This is a genomic window from Aliisedimentitalea scapharcae, from assembly GCF_045277565.1.
GTDB lineage: Bacteria > Pseudomonadota > Alphaproteobacteria > Rhodobacterales > Rhodobacteraceae > Aliisedimentitalea > Aliisedimentitalea scapharcae.
In genome coordinates this window covers 2,511,722-2,533,854 of the sequence record NZ_CP123584.1, presented here as the reverse complement: position 1 = coordinate 2,533,854, position 22,133 = coordinate 2,511,722, and the positions used below count along the sequence as shown (strand labels likewise).

Here is a 22,133-nt window from a genome sequence, read left to right as displayed (position 1 = left end):
CAATGCTTTTGACGTCTACCAAAGGTCAATTGGAACTGCCGCGCTATTTCGCCAGAGTATTCGAAAAGGTACAGACGGGACTGGATACGGGCGTTCTGGACATCAAACTGCCTGACGGGCGGATCTTTCGATCTACGGGGACGCATCCCGGTCCGGTGGCGGCAATAGAAGTGCAAAACCCGGATTGTTTTGCGCGTCTGATCCGCGAAGGGGATCTGGGGTTTTCGGATGCCTATCTGGATGGATGGTGGACCACACCGGACCTTCAGGCGTTCATGGATCTGATCCATATGGGATCACAAACCGTGTATGACGGATTTCCCGGTCAGGGACTGATCCGGGCCTATGAACGGATGCGGTTCTGGTTGCACAGAAACCATCGCGAACAGGCGAAAAAGAACATCTCGTATCACTATGATCTGGGAAATGAGTTCTACAAATTGTGGCTGGACGACACGATGACCTATTCCAGTGCCATTTTTGAAACCGGACAGGAAAGCCTGGAAAACGCCCAGACCGCCAAATATAAGTCCATGGTTGACCAGATGGGGGTAAAACCCGGCGATCATGTGCTGGAGATCGGTTGTGGTTGGGGCGGATTTGCCGAATATGCAGCCAAGGAACGCGGGCTGCGGGTCACTGGTTTGACTATCAGCCAGGAACAGTTCAACTTTGCCAAGGAACGTATTGCAAAAGCTGGGCTTTCTGACTTGGTTGAATTGCGGATGCAGGATTACCGGGATTGCCGGGGCACCTTTGACGGTGTGGCCAGTATCGAAATGTTCGAAGCCGTGGGGCAGAAATACTGGCCTGCTTATTTTGATACCGTTCGTGATCGCCTGTCCGACAATGGCAAGGCGACACTGCAAATCATCACAGTCGCTGACTATCGCTGGGAAATTTATCGCAAGGGCGTGGATTTCATACAAAAATACATTTTCCCGGGTGGTATGTTGCCCTCGCCAACTGTTTTGAAACAACAGGTGAACAAATCCGGGATGCGCGTCTGCGGGTCGGTGGAATTCGGATCCAGCTATGATCAAACCCTGCGGCGCTGGTACGACACGTTCAACGACCGTTGGGACGACGTCAGCGCCATGGGGTTTGATGATCGGTTTCGGCGCATGTGGAATTTCTATCTTACCTCTTGCGCCGCCGCCTTCAAAACCGGAACCTGTGACGTAACGCAGATCACCATCGCTCATCGTTGACAGGACCCACATATGCCCGACGCCGCCCGACTAATCGCCGCCCTTAGCCTGGCGCTGATCGCATTTTTGGTTTCGGGCATGGTGGTCCCGTTGATGCCCGAAGGAACGGATTTTGGTTATTTCACATATGTGAATATCGCGTTGGGGGTGTTGTGCGGCTGGATTGTCATGGGCAAACGGGCCGGGCGTGGCACCGTGCCTGCGATCAACAACGGGTTGACCGGCGTTGCGGCGTTGGTGTTCTGGGGATTGTTCGTGCAGGGTGGGTACGAAATGGTCCGGTTGGCCATGCGCAACCGATATGACGGTCCTTTTGAATCCGTGCTGGCAATTTTCGAGATTGGCGCCGAATACGGATTGATGATCCTGGTGCCCAATATTATTGCAACGGTACTGGTTGGTGGTGTGCTCGCAGGTCTGGCAACCGAAAGCGCGTGGCATCGCTGGCGCTGATATATTCTTTCAAAGGATTTTCCGTTGGCTGATCTATTCTTCTTTGGCACGCTGCGCCATATTCCGTTGCTTGAACTGGTTCTGGGTCGTCCCGCAGATGCGCTGGATTTACAGTCTGGTCGATTGCACGGGCATGGTGCCTATGCGGTTGTGGATCAGGTCTTTCCCACCATTGAAGCCCGCGCCGGAGAAGCCGCCGTGGGTCTGTTGGCCCGCGGGCTGAGTGATGTGGATCTGGCCGCGCTGAATTTTTACGAAGGTGGATTTTCCTATGATCTCAAACCGGTAGAGATCGAACTTGTTAGCGGAGAAGTCGCCCCAGCCCAGGTATATTTCCCACAGCCGGGCCTGTGGGAGGCGGGTGAAGGTTGGGATCTGGAGAAATGGGTGCGGAATTGGGGTGCCTTGTCCATGCGCGCCGCCGAAGAAGTGATGAGCTATCAGGGCCGAATGACCGCCGAAGACATAGCCCAACGGATACATGCAATCCGCATCCGGGCGGCTGCATGGCTTGCCACGCAGGCCGGGTCCGATGCGGGCGAACGGGACTTGAGCCGGGATGTGGTCGTTCATCGCCACACCCGACCTTATCTCAACTTTTTTGCCATGGAAGAGATGGACCTTCAGTATCGCCGCCATGATGGCGATCTGAGCCCGGTCATCAACAGGGCCGCCATCCTTGTCGGGCACGCGGCGGCGGTTCTTCCGTATGACCCGGTTCGCGATCAGGTGCTGTTGGTCGAACAATTCCGGGCCTCGACGTTTATTGCCGGTGACCAAAACCCGTGGATCTGGGAACCGGTGGCCGGTCTGGTGGAACCAGGTGAAACCCCTGAAACCACAGCACATCGTGAGGCGATGGAAGAGGCGGGCGTGACGCTGAATGCGCTTGAACCTGTGTCACGCGCGTATTCCAGCACCGGATCATCTGGTGAATTTCTACATACTTTCATTGGAGTAACTGATCTTTCCAATGTCCGAAGTGCCAATGGAGTTGCGGCTGAAGGCGAAGATATCCGCAGCAAGATCCTGTCTTTTGACCAACTGATGCACGCCGTCGACACTCAGGAATTTCGCATCCTTCCCCTGATCACCGCGTCGCTTTGGTTGGCACGTCATCGCGACCGTCTGCGCCAAACGGCAGGAGTTTCAGACTGATCGCTTGAGATCGGATCGACGCTTGGGTACATCTGAACAGAATACGTGAAAGGGAACGACATGCGCATTGCACGCGATCTGGCTGACGCCGTTGGTAAAACCCCGTTGATCCGGCTGCGCCGTGTCAGTGAAGACACCGGGTGCGAGATCCTGGGCAAGGCAGAATTCATGAACCCGGGCCAATCGGTCAAGGATCGCGCTGCGTTGTACATCATTCGCGATGCGATTGCGCGGGGTGATCTAAAGCCTGGCGGCACCATTGTCGAAGGCACGGCCGGCAACACCGGCATCGGCCTGGCATTGGTTGGGGCGTCCATGGGGTTCAAGACCGTGATCGTCATTCCCGAAACCCAGTCCGAAGAGAAAAAGGACATGTTGCGTCTGGCCGGGGCGCAATTGGTCCAGGTGCCCGCAGCCCCGTATCGCAATCCCAACAACTTTGTGCATTATTCGCGCCGGCTGGCCGAACAGCTGTCCAAAACCGAACCCAATGGAGCCATCTGGGCCAACCAGTTCGACAATACCGCCAACCGTCAGGCCCATGTGGAAACCACTGGGCCCGAAATCTGGGAACAGACCGATGGTAAGGTAGATGGGTTCATCTGTGCGGTCGGTTCGGGGGGGACATTGGCCGGAGTGGCCGATGCCCTGCAACCCAAGGGAGTCAAGATCGGTCTGGCGGACCCGATGGGCGCAGGTTTGTACAGCTATTACACCACAGGCGAAATCGCCATGGAGGGCGGCTCGATCGCAGAAGGCATTGGCCAGGTGCGGATCACCAAGAACCTGGAAGGGTTCACACCGGATATGTCGTATCAGGTGCCCGATGCCGAGGCCCTGCCATTCGTTTTTGATTTGCTTCACGACGAAGGCCTTGTTCTCGGCGGCTCGTCCGCGATCAATATCGCTGGGGCGGTCCGCATGGCGCGCGAAATGGGGCCGGGTCATACCATTGTGACGGTGTTGTGCGACTATGGCACCCGCTATCAGTCCAAGCTGTTCAACCCGGAATTCCTGCGCGAAAAGGACCTGCCGGTTCCTGACTGGATGGCACACACGCCGGCCAGCATCCCAGGGGTGTTCGAGGACATATGACAGTCGTGGTCACTCTTTTGAGGTTCTGTGCTGCGGTGATGGCCCTGGTGGTTTTCACCACCAGCGTTGGGTTTGCCGAGATTTCCCAAGAGAGCCGGAGTTATTATCAGGAGTGGCTGAAAACCTCTGATCGGGCCGAGGATGTTATTGACGCCGGGCGGGCCTCGGAATCTGCCTTTGAAGTCTTGCGCCGGGATCTGGTCGAATTTCGACAGGATTTTCACGAGGCCAGAACCCGCAACAATGACCGGATTGTCACGCTCAAGGCCCAATTGGCCGCTTTGGGGCCAGAGCCCGAAACTGGCGATGACTCAGCAGATATTGCAACGCTGCGTGCCAGTCTCAAGCAAAAACTGCTGGACCTCGAGGTGCCTCAGATCATCTCCGAAGAAGCGTATAACCACGCCAACGGGCTGATCTCGGAAATCGACAAAATCATCCGCGCCAGACGCGAGGCCAAGCTGTTACAACGGGGTCCGTCGCCGTTGAACCCGGAACATTGGCCTCAAGCGCTGAAGGATCTGAAAGAGGCAACAAGCGGCCTGTGGAACGAATTGACGCTTCAGGCGTCTACACACACAACCCGTGAACGGGTGCTGAATAGATTGCCGCCCATTTTGGGTTTGCTGGTGTTGTCCCTCTGGCTGATTTTTCGCAGCAAACTTTGGGCGCAAAAGCTGGGTGATTATCTGCGTGGATACGGCGGCAGCGGCACAGGGGTCTGGAGCTTTGTCGTTTCGCTGGTGCAGATGGCGCTGCCTTTTGTCGGGGTGGTCCTGTTGACGCAGGCGATATCGTTGACCGGTGCGCTCAGCGTGCGCGGCTCCCTGATCCTTGACTCCGTCCCGTTCTGGGCCTTGACCCTTTTGGGATTTCATTGGCTGTCGGATCGTTTGCTGACCAACCAGTTGGAAAATGACCTGATTCCGATCCAAGAGGGGCGGCGGTCCCGCACACGGGTGATGATCGAAAGCCTGGCCATTGTCCTGGTGCTTCAGGACGCTTTGGGCCAGTTGTTGCAGTTTCAGAATATCTCTGATGCCACTCGGGCGGTTCTGTTCTTTCCTCTGGTGCTTCTCTCGGCATTGATCCTGTTGGGCCTGCACCGCAATGGATTGCGCCAGCGCGCTCAGGATGACGGAGCAACAGCCATTGTTGCCAATGCCAACCGTCTGATCCGTTTCTTGCGTGGCGCGTCGTATCTGTTGGCTTATCTCGCGCCTTTGGTGGGCGCGCTTGGGTATATGAATGCGGCCGAGGCCATCATCTATCCGATTGTTCTGACGCTCGCCCTGATGGCTAGTCTACTGGTCATCCAACGGTTCCTTGGGGATCTCTATGGCTGGTTGTCGGGCAAGGGCGTTGCAGCACGGGAATCCCTAACGGCAGTGTTGGCCGGGTTCGTTCTGGCGTCGGTGGCCTTGCCGATCCTGGCGTTGATCTGGGGCGCGCGGATTGCGGACCTGACCGAAATCTGGTCGAAATTCCTGGATGGGTTCACCATTGGGGATGTCCAGATCTCTCCGACGAACTTTATGCTGTTCGCTGTCATCTTTGCGGCCGGGTATATGCTGACGCGGCTGATCCAATCGAGCCTGAGAAATTCGCTGTTACCCAAAACCCGGATTGATCCCGGTGGCCAGAACGCCATCGTTGCCGGGGTCGGATATATCGGGATCTTTCTGGCTTCTCTGATCGCCATTACCTGGGCCGGGTTTGATTTGTCTTCGATTGCCATCGTTGCCGGTGCGCTGTCAGTCGGTATCGGGTTTGGCCTGCAGACCATCGTTTCGAATTTCGTGTCCGGGATCATCCTTTTGGTCGAACGTCCGATTTCCAAAGGCGATTGGATCGAGGTCAATGGGCTGATGGGGTATGTGCGCGATATCTCGGTGCGTTCGACTCGGATCGAAACCTTTGACCGATCCGATATTATCGTTCCCAATTCTGATCTGATCACCGGGACCGTGACCAATTACACCCGTGGCAACACGGTGGGGCGGGTGATTGTGCCGGTCGGTGTGGCCTATGGAACAGATCCCAGAAAAGTGGAAAAGATCCTTCAGGAAATCGCGACCGGGCACCCGATGGTGCTGAACAATCCGGCCCCGTCGGTGGTGTTTCAGGGATTTGGCGCAGACAGTCTCGATTTCGAAATTCGCGCCATTTTGCGCGATGTGAACTGGGTTTTGTCGGTGCGCTCGGACATGAACTATGAAATCTCCCAGAGGTTCACCGCCGAAGGGATCGAGATTCCATTTGCACAGCGTGACGTATGGTTGCGCAATCCCGAAGCACTGGGAGGGCGGGGCTCCTCGGTGTCTGAAGTGGACACGCAATCGCCTCTGATGCAACCGGATGCTGACGATCTGGGCGCGGTGGCGGAACAAGATCCCGACAGTGGAGAGAATACATGACCAGCTTGCTCTTTCGCGACGATGCATATTGCCGGAAGGCAATGGGTCAGGTCGCGTCACACACGGACCAAGGCGGAGTGGTTCTGGATCAGACGGTTTTCTATGCGACCGGCGGCGGTCAGCCCGGGGATGTGGGCATTTTGCGTTGGGACAGTGGCGAAATGCAGGTTGCCACCACGGTCAAGGGCGACGGGGCCGATATTGTGTTGGTTCCTGACCAGTCAGATGTCCTTCCTCCAGTTGGAACCCATGTGACCCAAGAACTCGACTGGGAAACACGCTTTGGCCATATGCGCATCCACACCGCGCTGCATCTGTTGTCGGTGGTGGTCCCGCTCGAAGTCTCTGGCGGTGCCATCGGACCCCAAAAAGGACGTCTGGACTTCAACATGCCAGAGGCACCGCAAGACAAGGACGCGTTGCAAGCTGAACTCCAGGCACTGATTGACCGGGATCTGCCGGTCAGTGAGCGCTGGATCACCGAAGACGAACTGGATGCGAACCCGCAATTGGTAAAAACCATGTCCGTTTCGCCGCCGCGCGGCGCAGGGCGAATCCGGTTGGTTCAGATCGGGCAGGGCGATGAACAGGTCGATTTGCAACCCTGCGGCGGGACCCATGTGGCCCGCACAGGCGAGATCGGACAAATCCGGTTGGGAAAGGTGGAAAAGAAAGGCAAACAGAACCGTCGCGTTTACCTTCATTTAGCTGATTAAACCGGCATTTTCGCTCTTGCAAACCCCGGGCGCTTGGGGCACATAACCGCCCTAAGGACAGGTGGCCGAGTGGTCGAAGGCGCACGCCTGGAAAGTGTGTAGGCGGGAGACCGTCTCCAGGGTTCGAATCCCTGTCTGTCCGCCACAAACCATTCGCGAACCCGATATGAGGTCCCTGACGGGGCCTTTTTTCTTTTTGTTTCAAAGGGGTTTAGCGAGGCCATCCGACTTTCGGAGACTGGCGTTTCCGCCGAAATCGGTCTCTGAACGCTCCGCGTCTCTTTCCACCCGCCCTTCACCCAAATCGAGACGCATTCAAAAATGTTTGTCTTTTCAGTTGCTTGCCGAAAATAGGTTGCGCCGCAGTTGAAGCGGGCTCGACCGCTATCAATGCGAACAGAGACACCCGAAGGCGGCGTGGTTGTGCGCGTTGGTGCGAAGTCTTGATGGGAACAGGACCCGATCGCCATGCCAAGCGCGATTGGCGGATTGACGCCTGAGTATCGAGGAGCCGACATTCGCTGCGGCCTGAACGAACGACTGGGGTGCGGACTCTTCTGCCGGTCGCTGATGCAGCGAAATTGACTTCTGCACGACGGCCTAATTTCTGAGCCAGTTGTGGTGGAGCAGCATGATTTCCCGTTAGCGGTCGTTCAAAACGGTCAAAATGGCCGAAGCCAGAGGCGGCCGTTCGTTGCGCCAGCGCTGGATGTCTCGCCATGGTCTCCGATCATTTCCCTAATGAATTCCAGATCAGTGGCCACTCAAGACCAAAGAAAACACTGGGAGCATAAATACTTGAATTCTGAGAATAATCGCGTGCACCAATCCAAGCGTATCCACGGCATGTAGATAGACCCGCTCGACAGAACCAACGTCACCTTCGTGTAGAACGTCATGATGATTGCTGTATGCATTCGCCAGACACGTGGACCCGGTTAAAACTTCGTCGACACTGCCAGGATAAACAGGCTCCAGGAAAACCGTTAGGCTGCCCGGCAACAGGCCAATCTGCGGATCAAGAAGACGGTCCTCCTGCCTGATCTGCCCCGAGGGTAGAACATCCTGAATATCGACCACCACCATTGGAATTACAGTGAAAGGTTTGGAAAGGCAGGACATTTCGACGTAGCTTCCCACCTTGATAACAGGCGCAGAAATCTGGCCGAAACTGGCTAGGAATCGCTTATTGCTGGAGAACTTTTCAGGGATCAGAATCCCTGCAGGGCGCAAGATCGGATTGACATAGTCTCCCACCTGCAAAGTGAACTGCTCGACTGAACCATCCACACCCGCGTAGATGTAAGTTTTCGCGAGCTCTGCTTCCGCCTGTTCCAGGGACGCTTTTGCAGTCTCCAATTCAGCAGGTATTTGCTCCTTCAAACGCTCTTGAGCGGCAAGCTGATTGGCCTTGGCAGCTTCCAACTCGTTCTGCCTCACCAAAGCCAGATTCGACGCTCTCACCAGTCGCTGTTCGAGAGCTGCACTGGAATTTTTGTCAGCAAGTTCTCTTTCCTGGTCAAGGTCATATTCTGCTTGCGCCAGATTAGCCTTCGCCATTTCTACTGTAGCACTGGCAGCCGCCAAGTTCGCCTCGGCTACAGGGATCGAAGCTTCGGTTTGCAGAATTCTTGTTTTGGCCGCGAGAACTGCCGCCTCTTGACTCGCGCTGTCTAGGCGGAAAAGAAGCTGGCCACCTTTTACAGATTGACCGTTTTCGACCAATACCTCAGACACCCGCCCCCCCGTTTCCGGGAGAATTGTGACCGTCCGAAAGAACGAGCGGACATTAGTGGCAGATGGGTGATAGTAGAAAACTACGGTGATCAAGGCCAGCGTAAGAAGCAGACATGTCGTCAAGCCATATCTCAGCTCGTACCATACCGAGAAGAGGTTTATCTCCTGCCCCCATTTCTTGCCTTGCCAGTAACGGCGAAACAGGTAATCAGGGAAAATTGTGACTAAAGAGCAAAGCAGGAACTCAAGCATTTTCGTCACTTTCTATTTTGGGCAGGGCAGTCTTCTCATCGCCGGGCGTAGAAACAGAAAGCCGAATTGCGTCAAGAGATGACGCAATCGATTTCAGCGGGTTGAGAGATCGAGCTATGGATTTGATCGGGGTCAAGAAGTCGGGAAACTTGAAAGCCGCAATGACCAAGGCAATCACCCAAAACAGATTATTGTGCGTGAACAATGCAAGCAGTGCCAATATCCCCACCACTTGAAACTGGGCATGGCCAGCTTCATGTGCGATATTTTCCGGCACGGAATGAAGTGTAAAGTACACGGCGCCTGCGACTACGAAAATTCCAATAATTGCAACCACGACCAGGACGAACAATAAGTCGCTTCCGTCGCTCGAAGGAAAAAACGACGGCAAATTGCCCGTCGCCAATGGGTGCATGCTTTGTGTCTCAGAAAGAGTACTCATACTTTATTCCTCTGTCTCGGATCTGCTGCGATAGTGCGATGCCTATAAGGCGCATTTACAAACCATTTGAGCCCGCCCATGATTTTCGCGTCAGTTGTTGTTTGACTGGATACGCTGCAGGATGACCTCTGGATTGAACGACGACGCTGCCTGTTGCGGCGGAAACGCCAAAAGACTCCTGAAAAAGTCCCTGGCCGTGGCTTGAGCGATCGCGCCGACAAACGTTCTGTCAAATGCCCACTGGTCATAGCTGTTGCTGTTGAAGTCTGCTGTTTCGAAGGGGTCTGTTCTGAGGTTGTAGAGCTTTGGGAAGCTGAGCGGGATCATAGGCTCTTGCCAAGCGCCCAAGGCAGTGCCTCGTTGCTCGCTAAAGACCAGCTTCCAATCACGGAAACGCATGGCCGCCACACCTCCGTTGTCAGTAAAATAGAAGAACTCCTGTCGAGCACCTTCATCGGTTTCGCCGGTCAACAGAGGCAATTGATTGTAGCCATCCAGATGCACACGATATGGTTTCCCATTTAGCTCATGGCCTTCCCTCAGCTTCTCAACAATGTCTGCTTCGCCTGCGGCTGCCAGCAGTGTTGGGAACCAATCAAGATTGGACATAATCTCGTTGGACACCGTTCCAGACGGAATGCGGCCTAGCCATCGCACCGCTCCGGGAACACGGTATGCACCTTCCCAGTTGGTGAACTTCTCGCTCCGATAGGGAGTAATCCCGCCATCAGGCCATAGGCTTGTCTGAGGGCCATTGTCGGCATGATAGATAACTATGGTATTCTCCGAGAAACCAAGATCATCCAGTTTTCCCAGAAGAGAGCCGACCCATGCATCATGCTGCAACAAACCGTCGGCATATTTGCCTTGTCCAGACACTCCTTTCCACTCATCAGGCACGTAGGTGGGGTAGTGCATTCTGGTAGAGTTCATCCAAAGGAAAAACGGTTGGTCGCTTGCTTTTGCCAGTTCCAGAAAATCAAAACCCTCGGAAAGCACCTCGTCATCAAAGGTCTTCATGCGTTCCCGATCCAGAGGGCCCATATCCTCAATCGTCTGCGTCCCATCATCGTTTGCGACACTTCTGACAGGATTTCGAGGACCAAGATTTTCCCTGAAAATTGGATTTCCGGGATAATCTTCGTTTTCTAACTCGTTGTACGCATTCAGATGGTACAATATTCCGAAGAAGCGATCGAACCCATGCATTGTTGGCAAGTGTTCATCGCGATCGCCCAGATGGTTCTTGCCAAATTGCGCAGTGATATACCCCTGATCCTTCAAAGCCGTGGCTATCGTCGGATTCTGTTCGTTCATTCCATTCTTGTCGCCGGGCAAGCCCACCTTTGCGAGGCCAGTTCGAATTGTTGCCTGACCAGTGATCAAGGCGGAGCGCCCTGCGGTACATGATTGCTCGGCATAGTAGTCCGTAAAGGCCATGCCGTTTTCGAACAAACCATCAATGTTCGGTGTATTGTAACCTCTTGAACCTCTGTGATTGAAGCTGAGATCCCAAATTCCCGTATCATCACTGGTAATGATTAGAATGTTAGGCTTCCGCTCTTCGGCAAATGCAGCTCCCATGACCCCTGTCATCAGAGTTGCAACTATTACGCTTCTAATCGAGAATTTGGTCATAACACTCCAAGTCCATTATTTGCCTTCGCCACTTCAGCGCGGCGCTTATTCAGCATGGCCACCATCGACCCAATCGTTGATCATTTGAGCGAAATCTTCTCGCTTATCCTGATATGAGAAGTGCCCGCACTCCTCAAAAACTCGAAGTTTCGCGTTTTTGAGTCGCTCCTGAAATTTATGCGCCGTTTCCACGAGCAAGAGTTTGTCATCCTCCCCCCAAAAGATTTGGATCGGCAGATCAATTTCGGGAAGATTTGGTTCAATTGTGCCAATGATTTCTGGATAGGCTTTGAACCATTGCATGATCGCAGGTATCCTGCCGCGGTATGACGCAAAATAATCCTCTACCTCGTCATCACTAGGAGAATAGTTTACATAGGCCAGCTTGTTGGCGCCAACCACGAATGGCCCGGCCCCTCCAATCTTGAATATCAAGCGCCACAAGGGTGAAGTGACGGCCCGGTCGATGATCGAACCATTATGCGATGGGGTGACGCAGGGTCCGTCACCCAACACGAGACTCTTTAAACGATGATCACGATGAATAGCGTAGTGCAGCGCAACCGGCATGCCAACGTCGGGTCCAACCAAATGGAAATCCGCGATACCAAGCTCGCGAACAAACAGATCCAGGATTTCGCTTTGAGCTTCGGTATTCATTACCTCGTGGCCGCCCTCGCTCCGGCCAAAGCCGGGAAGGTCGAGCCCGATCAACCGGAACTTTTTGGCAAGACTTGGCCAGATTTGTTCGAAGCAACGAATGCTCTGCGGTAGCGGACTCAGAAAGAGTATTGCCGGACCGCTTTCGTTGCCGGCAACCGAGTACCTGAGGCGAAGACCCTTGATGGTCATGAACTGAAAGCTCATCTTGTAATCGGTCAACGCGTCCATTTTATCGCTGGACCTTTTCTGAACAGCTTTCAGCGCTCGATATTCGGGTGTTATGAGCATCAAACCTGACGCTATGAATTCGTTGAAGATTTCTCCAGGTATTGATGTGAACTTCATCGTCTGCCTCGCTGCTGGAGGTCAAGACTGCCTATAGCTAGGCAAGACGAGCAATTCATTGTACGATTCCGGCAAGATAGGGACCGTCGTCGTGGGGAAAATCGGACAAATGGAAGCTGGCGATCATCTGAACCAACTGAAGCGCATTTCACTGAGACTCAGCCGCTTTGAGGACTTCCGATATGCGATTCCAGGCTGGCGGGGAGAGTTCACATTGCTGTCCAAGGGTGCATTTGAGGGTAAGCTCGAGGTGGCGCAAATGCCTCACTTGAGAGCGTTTGTTGCAGAGACCAACAGTTCGCTCCTGACAAAGGGGCCCGCTGAAGAAAACAGCGTCACCATTATTCCTATCACAAGATGCTCTCAGGCAACGCGTTGGCAAGGCAGACAGCTAGAGCTTGGCGACATTCTCATCAGAGGCACTGGCATTGAATATCATAACTGCACGGAAAGCTGTGCCCAAATTGAAGCCCTAATTGTCGGCAAACGGGTTCTCCAGAACGCGATGCAAATTCTGTCTTATGGTGAATTGGACATCGATCTCGAGACTTGGACAGTTCTTCACACCAACCCTGAAGGTGCGATGCTTATTCAGCGGCAAATACAAATGCTATGCCATGGCGCAATATCGCATTTGTCACAAGCGGACACCGAGGCAAGAATCCTACGCTGTCTGGTCGAAGCGCTGCAAAAAACTCAGCTCAAATCCGAGCACACGATTGCAAACGAGAAGCGAAACAAACTTGTCGCCTCAGTGATCGAATACATGCATGCAAATATTTCTGCCCCTCTGACCGCCTTGGACCTGTGCAAAAAATTTCATGTCAGTGATCGTCTTCTTAGGCACGCTTTTCACGAGCACTATGGTATGGGGCCAATAGCATTTTTGAATGCGACTAGAATAAACCATGTAAAAAAATGTCTGGCATACAGTAGCCCTTATGATGTTCTGGTGACAGACGTATTACGGGCTCACGGCGTAAAAAGGCCAGGAAGCTTTTCCCGCAAGTATTTCGACTACTTTGGAGAAAAGCCCAGTGAAACACTTGGAATACGCAAATATTGACCGCCTTTGAGCATTGTTTTTGCAGATAAGTTGCCCATAGATGAGGACACGCTGAGAATAACCGAGTTATCCAACCTCGGTATTTGTCGATCAATTTTGGGCCAAGCGATCCATGCCAAGAAAACGAGCGGTGACATTTCTGATCTTCTTTGACTGAAGTAACACCAGAAATCCGGATAGTTGGTTATTCGGCGTTGGGGACAGCCATCCTGTACAAAAAGGGGGGCCAAATATGTCTGGCAGCGCCTTGCGCTGCGCTGCCGCGACTAGTTCCGCAATTTATCGGGCGTTCGACAGCGGAGTTCGGTAAAACCGCATCAGGCGATTTCGCCCGCAACTCGGGCATCAGCGCATGAAATCATGCTGACAAATGAATGAACGTCCGCTATTCGCGCTGCTTAGTAGCCAACGGCTATACTTGTTTCATCGCTGTATCTGCGAAAGTCAAAACCCGTGCACTTCCGCATTGGGCTCCCTACTGCCGTTCGCTGCACCAGGTGCGGATGGCTGCAGGCAGCCCAAAGCGGACATTACTGTCACTTGTGGGTAGCGACCGCACCGCGGACTTTCTTGCCGTTCGCTGCAACTGCATCATCTTGGATTTCGCAAGTGCGACGTGTGTTCGAGAATGGGTGAAATCGGCCTCGGCTGATAGGGGAATTGAAAAAGCTAAAATCGGTAAAGCCGACATTCTGACTGTGTCTTGGTTGGCCAACCCCGCCAAAATGAGGAGCCACTGAAATTCGTCGAAAGGACGGTTATACCTCTAACTCAGCGAGCAGTTCGCGGGCCATCGCCTGATCTTCGGGGCAATCTCCTTCAGCGATGCTGTCACAGACGGGTTGGAGGAGAGAGAGCGCCTCGGCGTTCCTTCCCTGATCTCGCCAGAGACGGGCAAGGTCTATGGCCGCGCGCAGTTCCCATAATTTTCCGCCTTGCCGCTGGGCGACGACGAGGGCCGTAACGAGGCATTTTTCTGCGGTCTCGGCGTCGTCATCCGCCATGGCGATCTCAGCTTGCACCCGGTGGAGGTCGGACAGGGTGTAAGTCTCGCCTGTTTCGTCGATCAACTCTTGCGCTTTCATGGCCAGTTCGGCCGCATCGTCGTGAAAGCCCATCGCCAGTGCTGATCGGGCAAGGTCAACGCGAAAGCTCACGATAAACAATTTGAACTTTATAGCGTCAATTGCTGCTTCGGCCTTTTGCCATCTTTCCATACTGGTTTTGTCGCCGTTATATGCCGCCAAATTTTCGATACACATCGGTATCATAGCCGACCAGAGCGCCAGATTATGTTCCTGAGCAATAGGCGATACTTCGTTAAGACATCGCTCAACGTCAGGACGGTCACCGGACGCCAAGCCATATATGAAACGCATATTCAGCAGATAGCAGATTGTCTGGATATGATCGGTCGACTTGGCAACGCTCTCAGCCTCGTTCAGGTGAGTCGTGGCTCGCTCTGTCTGACCCAGCATCAACGAATTCATTGCCTGGAAAACGTGGATTGTGACACCAATATCCTGCCCGAACTGGTTCGCGAGGCCCGCATGTGCGATGGAGTCATAGTTGGCCAGGGCAACACCCAGAAACCGTTGCGCTTCTGCAAAGTTACCCATCAAAAAGTGCGAAGCGCCTGCAACTCTATTGGCGACCACCATTGGGGGAGTGTTCGGCGCATTGGCCGTCTCCTCGACAAGCGCTTCCGCGCTTCGCAAAGCCTCTCTGTGCTGCCCTCTGGCTCCCTTGCCAATCCACAAACCGTACAGAATTGAATACCGCATCGGGGTCTCACCGACCTTGTCCGCAAGAACCAACGCCTTTTCAAACGACTCCAGTGTTTCGTCGGCCGTGAACCCCTTGCGGGCGAGAAGGGTCATGCTGAGAGGCACTTGCAAGCCAAGCGCGCGTTCAAACGGCGGGACTTCGCTGTTTTCCAGTTGAGGGGTGATCAATTCAATTGCCCGACCAAAATGTGAGATCGCTTCGTCGAAAGCCGGCAGTGCTATGGCGGCCTTGCCGGCGGCTGCCCACAGATCGATGGCGCGTTCGGTTAGGTTTGCAGCCTCCGCGTGGGTGGCGAGGACTTCAGGGGCGATGTCAGCGTCGGTCTCCAGCGCGCTGAGAATGCGAGTATGAACGGCGCGGCGATTTTCCTTTAGCAAGCTTTCATAAGCGGCGTCGCGCACCAGCGCATGCTTGAACAGATATGTCGCCTCGGGTGGAAGGCCTCGACGGTAGATCAGTTCAGCTGCGATCAAGCCGTCCATGGCCTCGGACAATTCCGCGTCTGGCAGAGGTGAGATTTGCGACAGCAGTCCATGGCTGAACTCCCGCCCGATACAGGCGGCGGTCTGCGCGACTTCCTTGATTGGGTTCAACCGGTCCAGCCGGGCCATCAGGCTGTCATGCAGCGTGGTGGGAATGGCGATAGCGCTGAGCGGGCCGTTCAACACGTATCGCTCGCCGTCCTCTTTCAACGCGCCGGATTCGAGGATTGTCTTGGTTAGCTCTTCGACAAACAGCGGCACGCCGTCGGTGCGCTGCGCAATGATCGTCATGATCTCATCCGGCAGCGCCTTGCCGTCGGTCAGTTTTGCCACGATAGCGCTGATCTGATCCTTGCCCAGACGGTTCAGCGCAAACTTAGTAACGATGGGATGCCCACCAAAAGCATATTCGTATGTCGGGCGGGCGGTGGCGAGGATCATGACGGGCTGGTCTGCTATCTGATCCAGCAAGATGTCCAGCAGTTCCTGCGAGGTTGGGTCGACCCAATGCAGGTCTTCGTAGACCAATAGCAAAGGTTTCTCAGCGGCCTGCTGCACAAGCAGGCTCGCTAGCACCTTCATTGTCTGTGCGCGTTGCTGTGCTGGCGTCAGGTCTAACGCGCCATAGCGGGCCTCGCCATCCAGCCCCAGCAGAGGCGCGACGAGCCGCAGAGTGTCCTGATCATCGCCAAGCAGTGTTTCCAGCTTGTCCAGCCGCGTTTCGGCGTCGTCCGACGAGGCGAACCCTGCCGCGAAGGACATCTGCTGGATGACGGGATAAAATGCGCTGTCCGCGTGATACGGAGAGCACTGGTAGGTCATCCGAATGTTGTCTTCTTCTATAGTGATCTGGTCGATGACAGCCCGCGTGATACGGGACTTGCCGATTCCCGCCTCGCCGCTGACGATGACCAACTGACCCTGGCCGGACCGAGCCAGCGCCCAGCGTTCGGTCATCAACTCGATCTCACGTTCGCGTCCAACGATAGGCGTCATCGCGCCTGACTGGCGGGCGGCGAACCGGCTCTCGAGAGCAGTCTCCCCGTCAACGACAAACGCCTCAACTGGTGCGCCTACGCCTTTGAGGTCCTGAGCTCCTATGGACGTCAGTTTGTATGTGTTTCCCAGCAGTCGTCGCGTTTCCTGCGGCAGCACAAGCTGGTTGGGCTGCGCAACCCCTTGCAGCCGTGCGGCCAGGTTGGGCGTTTCGCCGACCACCGCGGCCTCTTGTGTCGCCCCACTACCAATCATGTCACCAACGATCACCACGCCAGTGGCAATGCCGATCCGCGTGGCAAAGGGCGCGCCGTTGGGCGCTTTGGTTTTCCTGACGGCTTCGATGATCGACAAGCCCGCCCGGACTGCGCGCTCGGCGTCATCCTCATTGGCGCGGGGCCAGCCAAAATAGCACAGCACGCCGTCGCCCATGAACTTGGCGACGAAGCCTTCGTAGCGGCTGACGACGCCAGCAACCGTGTTCTGATAGGACGTGATGACATTCCGCATGTCTTCCGCATCAAGCCGCGTCGCCATCTCGGTCGAGCCAACTAGGTCGACGAACATCACCGTGAGGTGGCGGCGTTCGGCGTCAGTTGGCGGATCGGTGGCCACAGCATCCAAAACAGGCGCCACCGGTGTCGCATTCGGCTCAATGGAACCGGAGCCGCCTGCCAGGAGCTTAATCGCATCATTCAACCGGCGACGCGGTCCTAGCGGCAGGCCCAGTTCTTTTAAATCATCTTCGCTCAGTCGGTGCAGATCGCTGATTTCCACCTCAGCTTCGGCAAAAGCTGGGGCATATTTCTCCAGTCCAAGTTCTGCGAGCCAGCTTTGTACGTCCTGCAACTTGACCCCCCTACGGATACCGATGTCAGAAACCGACACATCCCAAAAGCCCGACAGTAACGCTTTTTTGGTTTATGTCATGCTTTTATTTGGCGCGTTCAAACAGGCTGTTTGACGGCTGATCAACCTGTCGACGACGAATGGATCCAGGTGGTTCCAACCAGTTGGACTGACCCCTGATGGCGGGAAAAGAAACGGGATAAATGAATGTCCGCAAAGAGAAAACAGCACAGAAAAATGTAGGATGCAACTTACCGGCAGGCCTGGTCTGGTCGTGAACTTCCAGGTCGTGCTGCAAGTGCTAAACGGACCTATTCCTGCGCGACCGCTTCGGGCTCTGAAGAGCCATTAGCTGCAGATTGCACGAACGTCCGCTCCATCTAAAAACAGGCGCGGGTCATGCTTCTTTGAGGGCGAGGCATCAGCGATCAATCGAACACGCGCTCAAACTGTTCCCCCCAAGTCACCCCGGCGAGAAAGCACAGATCGTACAGGCTGACCGATGACACCTCTCGCCCGCAGGTCAGGCGCTTCAGCACCTCCGGCGCAAGATAAGCCAGCCGCAACTGCCTGCTGACATGCCGTTCCGCAAGTCCAACGGCCTCGGCCAGTTCCTGGATCGTTACAAACTCACCGGCTTCCATGCGCCGCCGCCAGCCCCACGCCCGGCCAATGGCCCGCAGAATGTGCGGATCTTGGGCCTGATCCTTGCTCGGTAAATAGTCGGTGGGCGGCAGGATTTTGGGCCGACCGTTTTTCTTGCGCACCTTCAACGGGATCAGCACGCGGATCGTATCGTCGGGCTTGGTCATTCCGCCGCCTCCATCCCGCGAGGCGCAACCATCTCGCGGACGACCCCCGCGATGCCTTCGCGCCGAATATCCACCTCGAGCCCTGCGGCGGTGACGGTGACGCGCTGCACGAGAAGCTGGATGATCCGTGCTTGTTCGGCTGGGAACAGGCGTGCCCAAAGCGCGCTGAACTCATGCAGCGCTGCAATGACGTCAGCTTCCGAAACTGCGCCCTGTTCTTCTTTCAGGGCCGCAATCACCTGTGTCACCACCTCCGGCGTCTGTAGAATGCGCCGGACCTCGGTCACGACCGCGTCCTCAACCATTCCAGCCGCCAGCCGCATCGGGGCTGTCTCTTCACCGGTCTCGCGGTTCCGGATGACGTCCATCGAAACGTAGTACCGGTAAAGCTTCGCACCCTTCTTCGTGCTTGTGGGCGTCATGGCCGCGCCGGTGTCGCTGAAGATTAGCCCTTTCAGGAGAGCGGGGGTCCGCGACCGGCTGCTATTGGCACGTTTGCGCGGGCTTTCCTGCAGGATGGAGTGCGCCCGATCCCAGAGGTCCTCGTCGATGATAGCGTCGTGCTCGCCGGGATAAGCCTTGCCCTTGTGGACGGCCTCGCCGCGATAGACGCGGTTGTTCAGCAGCCGATAGAGATAACCCTTGTCGATCAGCGTTCCCTGCTTGTTGCGGAATCCGTCGCGGCGAAGTTCGCGTGCCAAAACCGTGGCGGACCCGAGTTCGACAAACCGCTCGAAGATGCGACGGACCGATGCGGCCTCGGCGTCGTTCACAATCAATTTGCGATCCTGCACATCGTAGCCCAGCGGAACATAGCCGCCCATCCAGATTCTGCGCTTGCGCGATGCCGCCACCTTGTCGCGGATGCGCTCACCGATGACCTCACGCTCGAACTGGGCAAAGCTGAGCAGGATGTTCAGCGTCAGCCGCCCCATTGACGTGGTGGTATTGAACGACTGCGTGACCGAGACGAAGGTGACGCCGTTGCGGTCGAAGATCTCGACCAGCTTGGAGAAATCCATCAGCGACCGCGACAGACGGTCGATCTTGTAAACCACGACGACGTCGATCAAGCCATCGTCGATGTCGGCCAGAAGCTGCTTGAGACCGGGCCGCTCGAGGGTGCCACCAGAAAAACCGCCATCGTCATAGCGTTCGCGGGTCGCAACCCAGCCCTCGGATCGCTGGCTGGCGATATAGGCTTCGCAGGCCTCCCTCTGCGCATCAAGGCTGTTGAATTCCATGTCGAGCCCTTCCTCACTCGACTTGCGGGTGTAGATCGCACACGGGATCACAAGGATGGCGCGACGACATTGGCGAACACGCCGGTGAACGGCCTGCTTGGCCGCCAGGTCCTGGTGACGCCGATGGCTGGGAACGATACCTCCGATGTGCGCCGGACCTTGAACCCGCTGTTCGTCGAGGCTCTGATGGGCTGGCCCACCGGGTGGACAGGCTTCGCCTCTGTGGCAACGGCGTGGTCCCCCTGGTTGCGGCGCATGCGCTGCGAACTCTCGCAGCTGAACTGCTGGCCGATGGATGAGGTGGCGGCATGAAGCAGTCGCGCCTCATGTCGCTGGTGGAGTCCGTCGCCAATGTGATCGTCGGCTACGGCGTCGCCGTCGCTACGCAAATCCTGATCTTCCCGATCTTCGGGCTGCACACGACGCTGGCGCAGAACCTGAAAATGGGCGTGGTGTTTACCGTTGTCAGTATCGTTCGGTCCTATGTGCTGAGACGGCTATTCGAGGCAATCCGGGTCAAAACGACGAAGCCGCTGCTTACACGGCGACGGCTTCCTTATAGTCGTGACTTCAGCGGTGCGCCGGATCGAAATCAGCGCTCGATCCGATAGACGCGTCCGCGTTCCTCTGTCTTTTTCGAGGTGATATCGAGCCCCAGCTTTTTCTTGAGCGCGCCGGACATTGCGCCGCGCACCGTGTGCGACTGCCATCCGGTTGCGGCGGTGATCTCTTCGATGCCCGCGCCTTCGGGCCGACGCAGGAGATCGATGATGATCTGCTGCTTGGTCTGGCGCGGGGCTGCATCATTTGTTGTGGGGGCAGAATTCTTGGCCATGGTTGTCTCCGGTCATCGGGGGCGCGGAATGCGACCCTTCTACCGGGACGAGCCCCGCACATGCGGGGCGGGTCTGCGCGGTTGCACGGTTCAGATCAAGTCTAGGTTCTTCAGGCAGGTTGCCGCATCGATCAGCTGATTGGTCGGCACCTCGATGGTGATGGTCATGCTGTCAGCGTAGGCGCGGACATAAACGCCGCCGTCGTCCATCAGGGCGCTTTCGATTTCGTCGAGGACAGTGGTGATACGGCTTCGGTCGAAGTGATCGGGTAGCTTGCGGATCGGCATTCGGATGGTGCTGGTTTCCATGGTGCTCACTCCGCGTGCTCGCCTTCGCTGAATGCGCTGTCGGTGATGCGCTTCAGGAGGCTGGCGTAGTGCTCAAGGGTGCCGACATGGCCCCAGTTGATCTCGTCGGGGTGGGCGTTGAAGTGGTCGTCGCTGAGGTTTGCCAAGCGCGCCAGCGCCTCGTCGATCTCGGCTTTCTTGCCGATGAAGGCGTTCAATGCCGCCTCCTTGTTCCGCGCAGCCTTTTCGGCGCGCAGCTGATGGCGGGGTGTGGTGATCGGGTTCAGGCGAGTCATCGTGGCGGCTCCGTTGTGAGTTGCATCGTTTTCGTGGAGCCACGTTCGCTCTGGTACGGAGGCTTATCAACTACATAAGCACATGATTTTGAATGATAATCGGAGCGCGCAATGGAGGGTCTGAGCGAGCGACAATACGCTGCCCGCGTCGGCCTTTCACGTGGTGCAATCCAGAAGGCCAAGGCGACGGGGCGGCTGGTTCTGCATGCCGATGGCAGCATCGACGCAGTCGCAAGCGATGCCCTGCGCGCCGAGGCAACCGACCCGTCCAAAACCCGAAAAGCGCCGCAGCCAAAACTGAAGCCCGTTCCGGAGGCCGCAGTGTCCGCAGTCGGCGAGACGCTCCGTGAACAGGGATTAGCGGCGCCGCAAATCGGCAGCGGCACGACCTTCCTGCAGGCCAAGACGGCGAACGAAGTCCTGAAGGCTCAGGAGCGCCGACTCCGGTTACAAAAGCTGAAAGGCGAGTTGATCGACCGGGCCCGCGCGTTGTCACTGGTGTTCCGGCTGGCGCGGCAAGAGCGGGATGTCTGGGTCAACTGGCCGTCGAGAGCGGCGGCGCTGATGGCGGCCGATCTGGGTGTGGAGCCCGCAGCGATGCAGAAGGTTCTGGAGAAACATGTCCGTGCCCAACTCGACGATCTTGCCGAGGTCAAACCCGATCTCCGGTGATGCCGACGATATGCCGGATTTCGACGGCGCGGCAGAGATCCTGCGTGCCTGGGGCGCGGGCCTCACGCCGGATGCGGACCTGACCGTGTCGGAATGGGCGGATCAGCACCGAATGTTGTCGGGGCGCGCCTCGGCCGAGCCGAGGCGCTATCGCACCGCGCGTACGCCTTACATGCGTGAGATCATGGATCGGCTGAGCCCAGTGATCCAACACAGCGCATCGTGTTCATGAAGGCCGCACAGGTCGGTGCGACGGAGGCTGGAAACAACTGGATTGGCTTCACGATCCACCACGCGCCGGGGCCGATGTTGGCGGTCCAGCCGACGGTGGAACTCGCGAAACGGAATTCGCGCCAGCGGATCGACCCGCTGATCGACGAAAGCCCGGACCTGCGGGAGCGGGTCAAACTGGCGCGGTCGCGGGATTCGGGCAACACGATGCTGTCAAAGGAATTCGCAGGCGGCATCCTGATCATGACCGGCGCGAACTCTGCGGTGGGGCTGCGGTCCACCCCGGCACGCTATATCTTCCTTGATGATGTCGATGCCTATCCAGCCTCGACCGACGAGGAAGGCGCTTCGAGACTCGACTGGATAGATAATTTTGGGCAATACTGTCAATAAACACGAAGACTCAAAAATGTTTAGTAGTTTTGGGTAGCTACATGAAGGCAAGGA

General features: G+C 56.1%; 20 protein-coding genes, 1 tRNA gene and 1 pseudogene. 12 read left to right on the top strand and 10 right to left on the bottom strand.

Annotation, left to right across the window (positions count from 1 at the left end):
• The first annotated feature begins 2 nt into the window (after window positions 1-2).
• From QEZ52_RS11930 to QEZ52_RS11900, 7 genes are all read left to right on the top strand, one after another.
• On the top strand, window positions 3-1,211 hold the full coding sequence (locus QEZ52_RS11930; RefSeq protein WP_406644574.1) for a class I SAM-dependent methyltransferase: 1,209 nt from the start codon (window positions 3-5) through the stop codon (window positions 1,209-1,211).
• 12 nt (window positions 1,212-1,223) lie between these two features.
• Complete coding sequence (locus tag QEZ52_RS11925) at window positions 1,224-1,664, top strand: TrgA family protein (protein ID WP_406644573.1); 441 nt, start codon at window positions 1,224-1,226, stop codon at window positions 1,662-1,664.
• A 24-nt stretch (window positions 1,665-1,688) separates the two neighbouring features.
• Window positions 1,689-2,822 (top strand): NUDIX domain-containing protein, encoded by a 1,134-nt coding sequence (locus QEZ52_RS11920; protein ID WP_406644572.1) that lies wholly within the window; start codon window positions 1,689-1,691, stop codon window positions 2,820-2,822.
• Between the two features lie 60 nt (window positions 2,823-2,882).
• Window positions 2,883-3,917 (top strand): cysteine synthase A, encoded by a 1,035-nt coding sequence (locus QEZ52_RS11915; protein WP_406644570.1) that lies wholly within the window; start codon window positions 2,883-2,885, stop codon window positions 3,915-3,917.
• Window positions 3,914-6,334, top strand: a complete 2,421-nt coding sequence (locus QEZ52_RS11910) for a DUF3772 domain-containing protein (RefSeq protein ID WP_406644569.1) — start codon at window positions 3,914-3,916, stop codon at window positions 6,332-6,334. The genes QEZ52_RS11915 and QEZ52_RS11910 overlap by 4 nt, the downstream gene beginning before the upstream one ends.
• Window positions 6,331-7,050 (top strand): alanyl-tRNA editing protein, encoded by a 720-nt coding sequence (locus QEZ52_RS11905; protein WP_406644568.1) that lies wholly within the window; start codon window positions 6,331-6,333, stop codon window positions 7,048-7,050. The genes QEZ52_RS11910 and QEZ52_RS11905 overlap by 4 nt, the downstream gene beginning before the upstream one ends.
• Before the next feature lie 55 nt (window positions 7,051-7,105).
• Window positions 7,106-7,195 (top strand) — tRNA-Ser (locus QEZ52_RS11900).
• 608 nt (window positions 7,196-7,803) lie between these two features.
• Here QEZ52_RS11900 and QEZ52_RS11895 read toward each other — a convergent pair.
• The 4 genes from QEZ52_RS11895 to QEZ52_RS11880 form a co-directional block, all read right to left on the bottom strand.
• Entirely contained in the window at window positions 7,804-9,039 is a 1,236-nt protein-coding gene (locus tag QEZ52_RS11895; RefSeq protein ID WP_406644566.1) for an HlyD family secretion protein, read from the bottom strand.
• Window positions 9,032-9,481, bottom strand: a complete 450-nt coding sequence (locus QEZ52_RS11890) for a hypothetical protein (protein ID WP_406644565.1) — start codon at window positions 9,479-9,481, stop codon at window positions 9,032-9,034. The genes QEZ52_RS11895 and QEZ52_RS11890 overlap by 8 nt, the downstream gene beginning before the upstream one ends.
• Before the next feature lie 90 nt (window positions 9,482-9,571).
• Window positions 9,572-11,065, bottom strand: a complete 1,494-nt coding sequence (locus tag QEZ52_RS11885) for an arylsulfatase (protein ID WP_406644563.1) — start codon at window positions 11,063-11,065, stop codon at window positions 9,572-9,574.
• Between the two features lie 99 nt (window positions 11,066-11,164).
• Window positions 11,165-12,127 carry an alpha/beta fold hydrolase gene (locus QEZ52_RS11880; protein ID WP_406644562.1) on the bottom strand — a complete coding sequence of 321 codons (963 nt, stop codon included), beginning with the start codon at window positions 12,125-12,127 and terminating at the stop codon, window positions 11,165-11,167.
• Window positions 12,128-12,236: 109 nt separating this feature from the next.
• On the opposite strand from QEZ52_RS11880, the gene QEZ52_RS11875 reads away from it, so the two are divergent.
• Window positions 12,237-13,193 carry a helix-turn-helix domain-containing protein gene (locus tag QEZ52_RS11875; RefSeq protein ID WP_406644561.1) on the top strand — a complete coding sequence of 319 codons (957 nt, stop codon included), beginning with the start codon at window positions 12,237-12,239 and terminating at the stop codon, window positions 13,191-13,193.
• Window positions 13,194-13,951: 758 nt separating this feature from the next.
• Here QEZ52_RS11875 and QEZ52_RS11870 read toward each other — a convergent pair.
• The 3 genes from QEZ52_RS11870 to QEZ52_RS11860 all read right to left on the bottom strand — a co-directional run bounded on the left by QEZ52_RS11870 (window position 13,952) and on the right by QEZ52_RS11860 (window position 19,421).
• Window positions 13,952-17,308: an adenylate/guanylate cyclase domain-containing protein gene (locus QEZ52_RS11870; RefSeq protein ID WP_406644560.1), complete on the bottom strand. Its 3,357-nt coding sequence runs from the start codon at window positions 17,306-17,308 to the stop codon at window positions 13,952-13,954.
• Window positions 17,309-17,736: 428 nt separating this feature from the next.
• The gene (locus tag QEZ52_RS11865; protein WP_406644559.1) at window positions 17,737-18,120 is read right to left on the bottom strand and encodes a hypothetical protein; all 384 of its coding nucleotides are present in this window, start codon (window positions 18,118-18,120) and stop codon (window positions 17,737-17,739) included.
• Window positions 18,117-19,421: a recombinase family protein gene (locus tag QEZ52_RS11860; protein ID WP_406650446.1), complete on the bottom strand. Its 1,305-nt coding sequence runs from the start codon at window positions 19,419-19,421 to the stop codon at window positions 18,117-18,119. Before QEZ52_RS11860 ends, QEZ52_RS11865 begins: the two co-directional genes overlap by 4 nt.
• Before the next feature lie 66 nt (window positions 19,422-19,487).
• On the opposite strand from QEZ52_RS11860, the gene QEZ52_RS11855 reads away from it, so the two are divergent.
• Both QEZ52_RS11855 and QEZ52_RS11850 read left to right on the top strand, forming a co-directional pair.
• Window positions 19,488-19,676, top strand: coding sequence for a hypothetical protein (locus QEZ52_RS11855; protein WP_406644558.1), 189 nt, complete (start codon window positions 19,488-19,490; stop codon window positions 19,674-19,676).
• A complete protein-coding gene (locus tag QEZ52_RS11850) occupies window positions 19,673-19,975 on the top strand; it encodes a hypothetical protein (RefSeq protein WP_406644557.1) in 303 nt (100 codons plus the stop codon). Before QEZ52_RS11855 ends, QEZ52_RS11850 begins: the two co-directional genes overlap by 4 nt.
• Here QEZ52_RS11850 and QEZ52_RS11845 read toward each other — a convergent pair.
• From QEZ52_RS11845 to QEZ52_RS11835, 3 genes are all read right to left on the bottom strand, one after another.
• Complete coding sequence (locus QEZ52_RS11845) at window positions 19,957-20,199, bottom strand: DUF3489 domain-containing protein (RefSeq protein WP_406644556.1); 243 nt, start codon at window positions 20,197-20,199, stop codon at window positions 19,957-19,959. The two genes, QEZ52_RS11850 and QEZ52_RS11845, sit on opposite strands and share 19 nt — an antisense overlap.
• A gap of 90 nt (window positions 20,200-20,289) precedes the next feature.
• Entirely contained in the window at window positions 20,290-20,508 is a 219-nt protein-coding gene (locus QEZ52_RS11840) for a hypothetical protein (RefSeq protein ID WP_406644555.1), read from the bottom strand.
• Window positions 20,509-20,513: 5 nt separating this feature from the next.
• Window positions 20,514-20,783 carry a hypothetical protein gene (locus QEZ52_RS11835; RefSeq protein ID WP_406644554.1) on the bottom strand — a complete coding sequence of 90 codons (270 nt, stop codon included), beginning with the start codon at window positions 20,781-20,783 and terminating at the stop codon, window positions 20,514-20,516.
• Window positions 20,784-20,894: 111 nt separating this feature from the next.
• Here QEZ52_RS11835 and QEZ52_RS11830 point away from each other — a divergent pair, with 111 nt between their 5' ends.
• Entirely contained in the window at window positions 20,895-21,455 is a 561-nt protein-coding gene (locus QEZ52_RS11830; protein ID WP_406644553.1) for a hypothetical protein, read from the top strand.
• Window positions 21,403-22,031: pseudogene (locus QEZ52_RS11825) on the top strand (phage terminase large subunit family protein); the annotation flags it as partial. The gene QEZ52_RS11830 and the pseudogene QEZ52_RS11825, both read left to right, overlap by 53 nt.
• Window positions 22,032-22,133 lie beyond the last annotated feature (102 nt).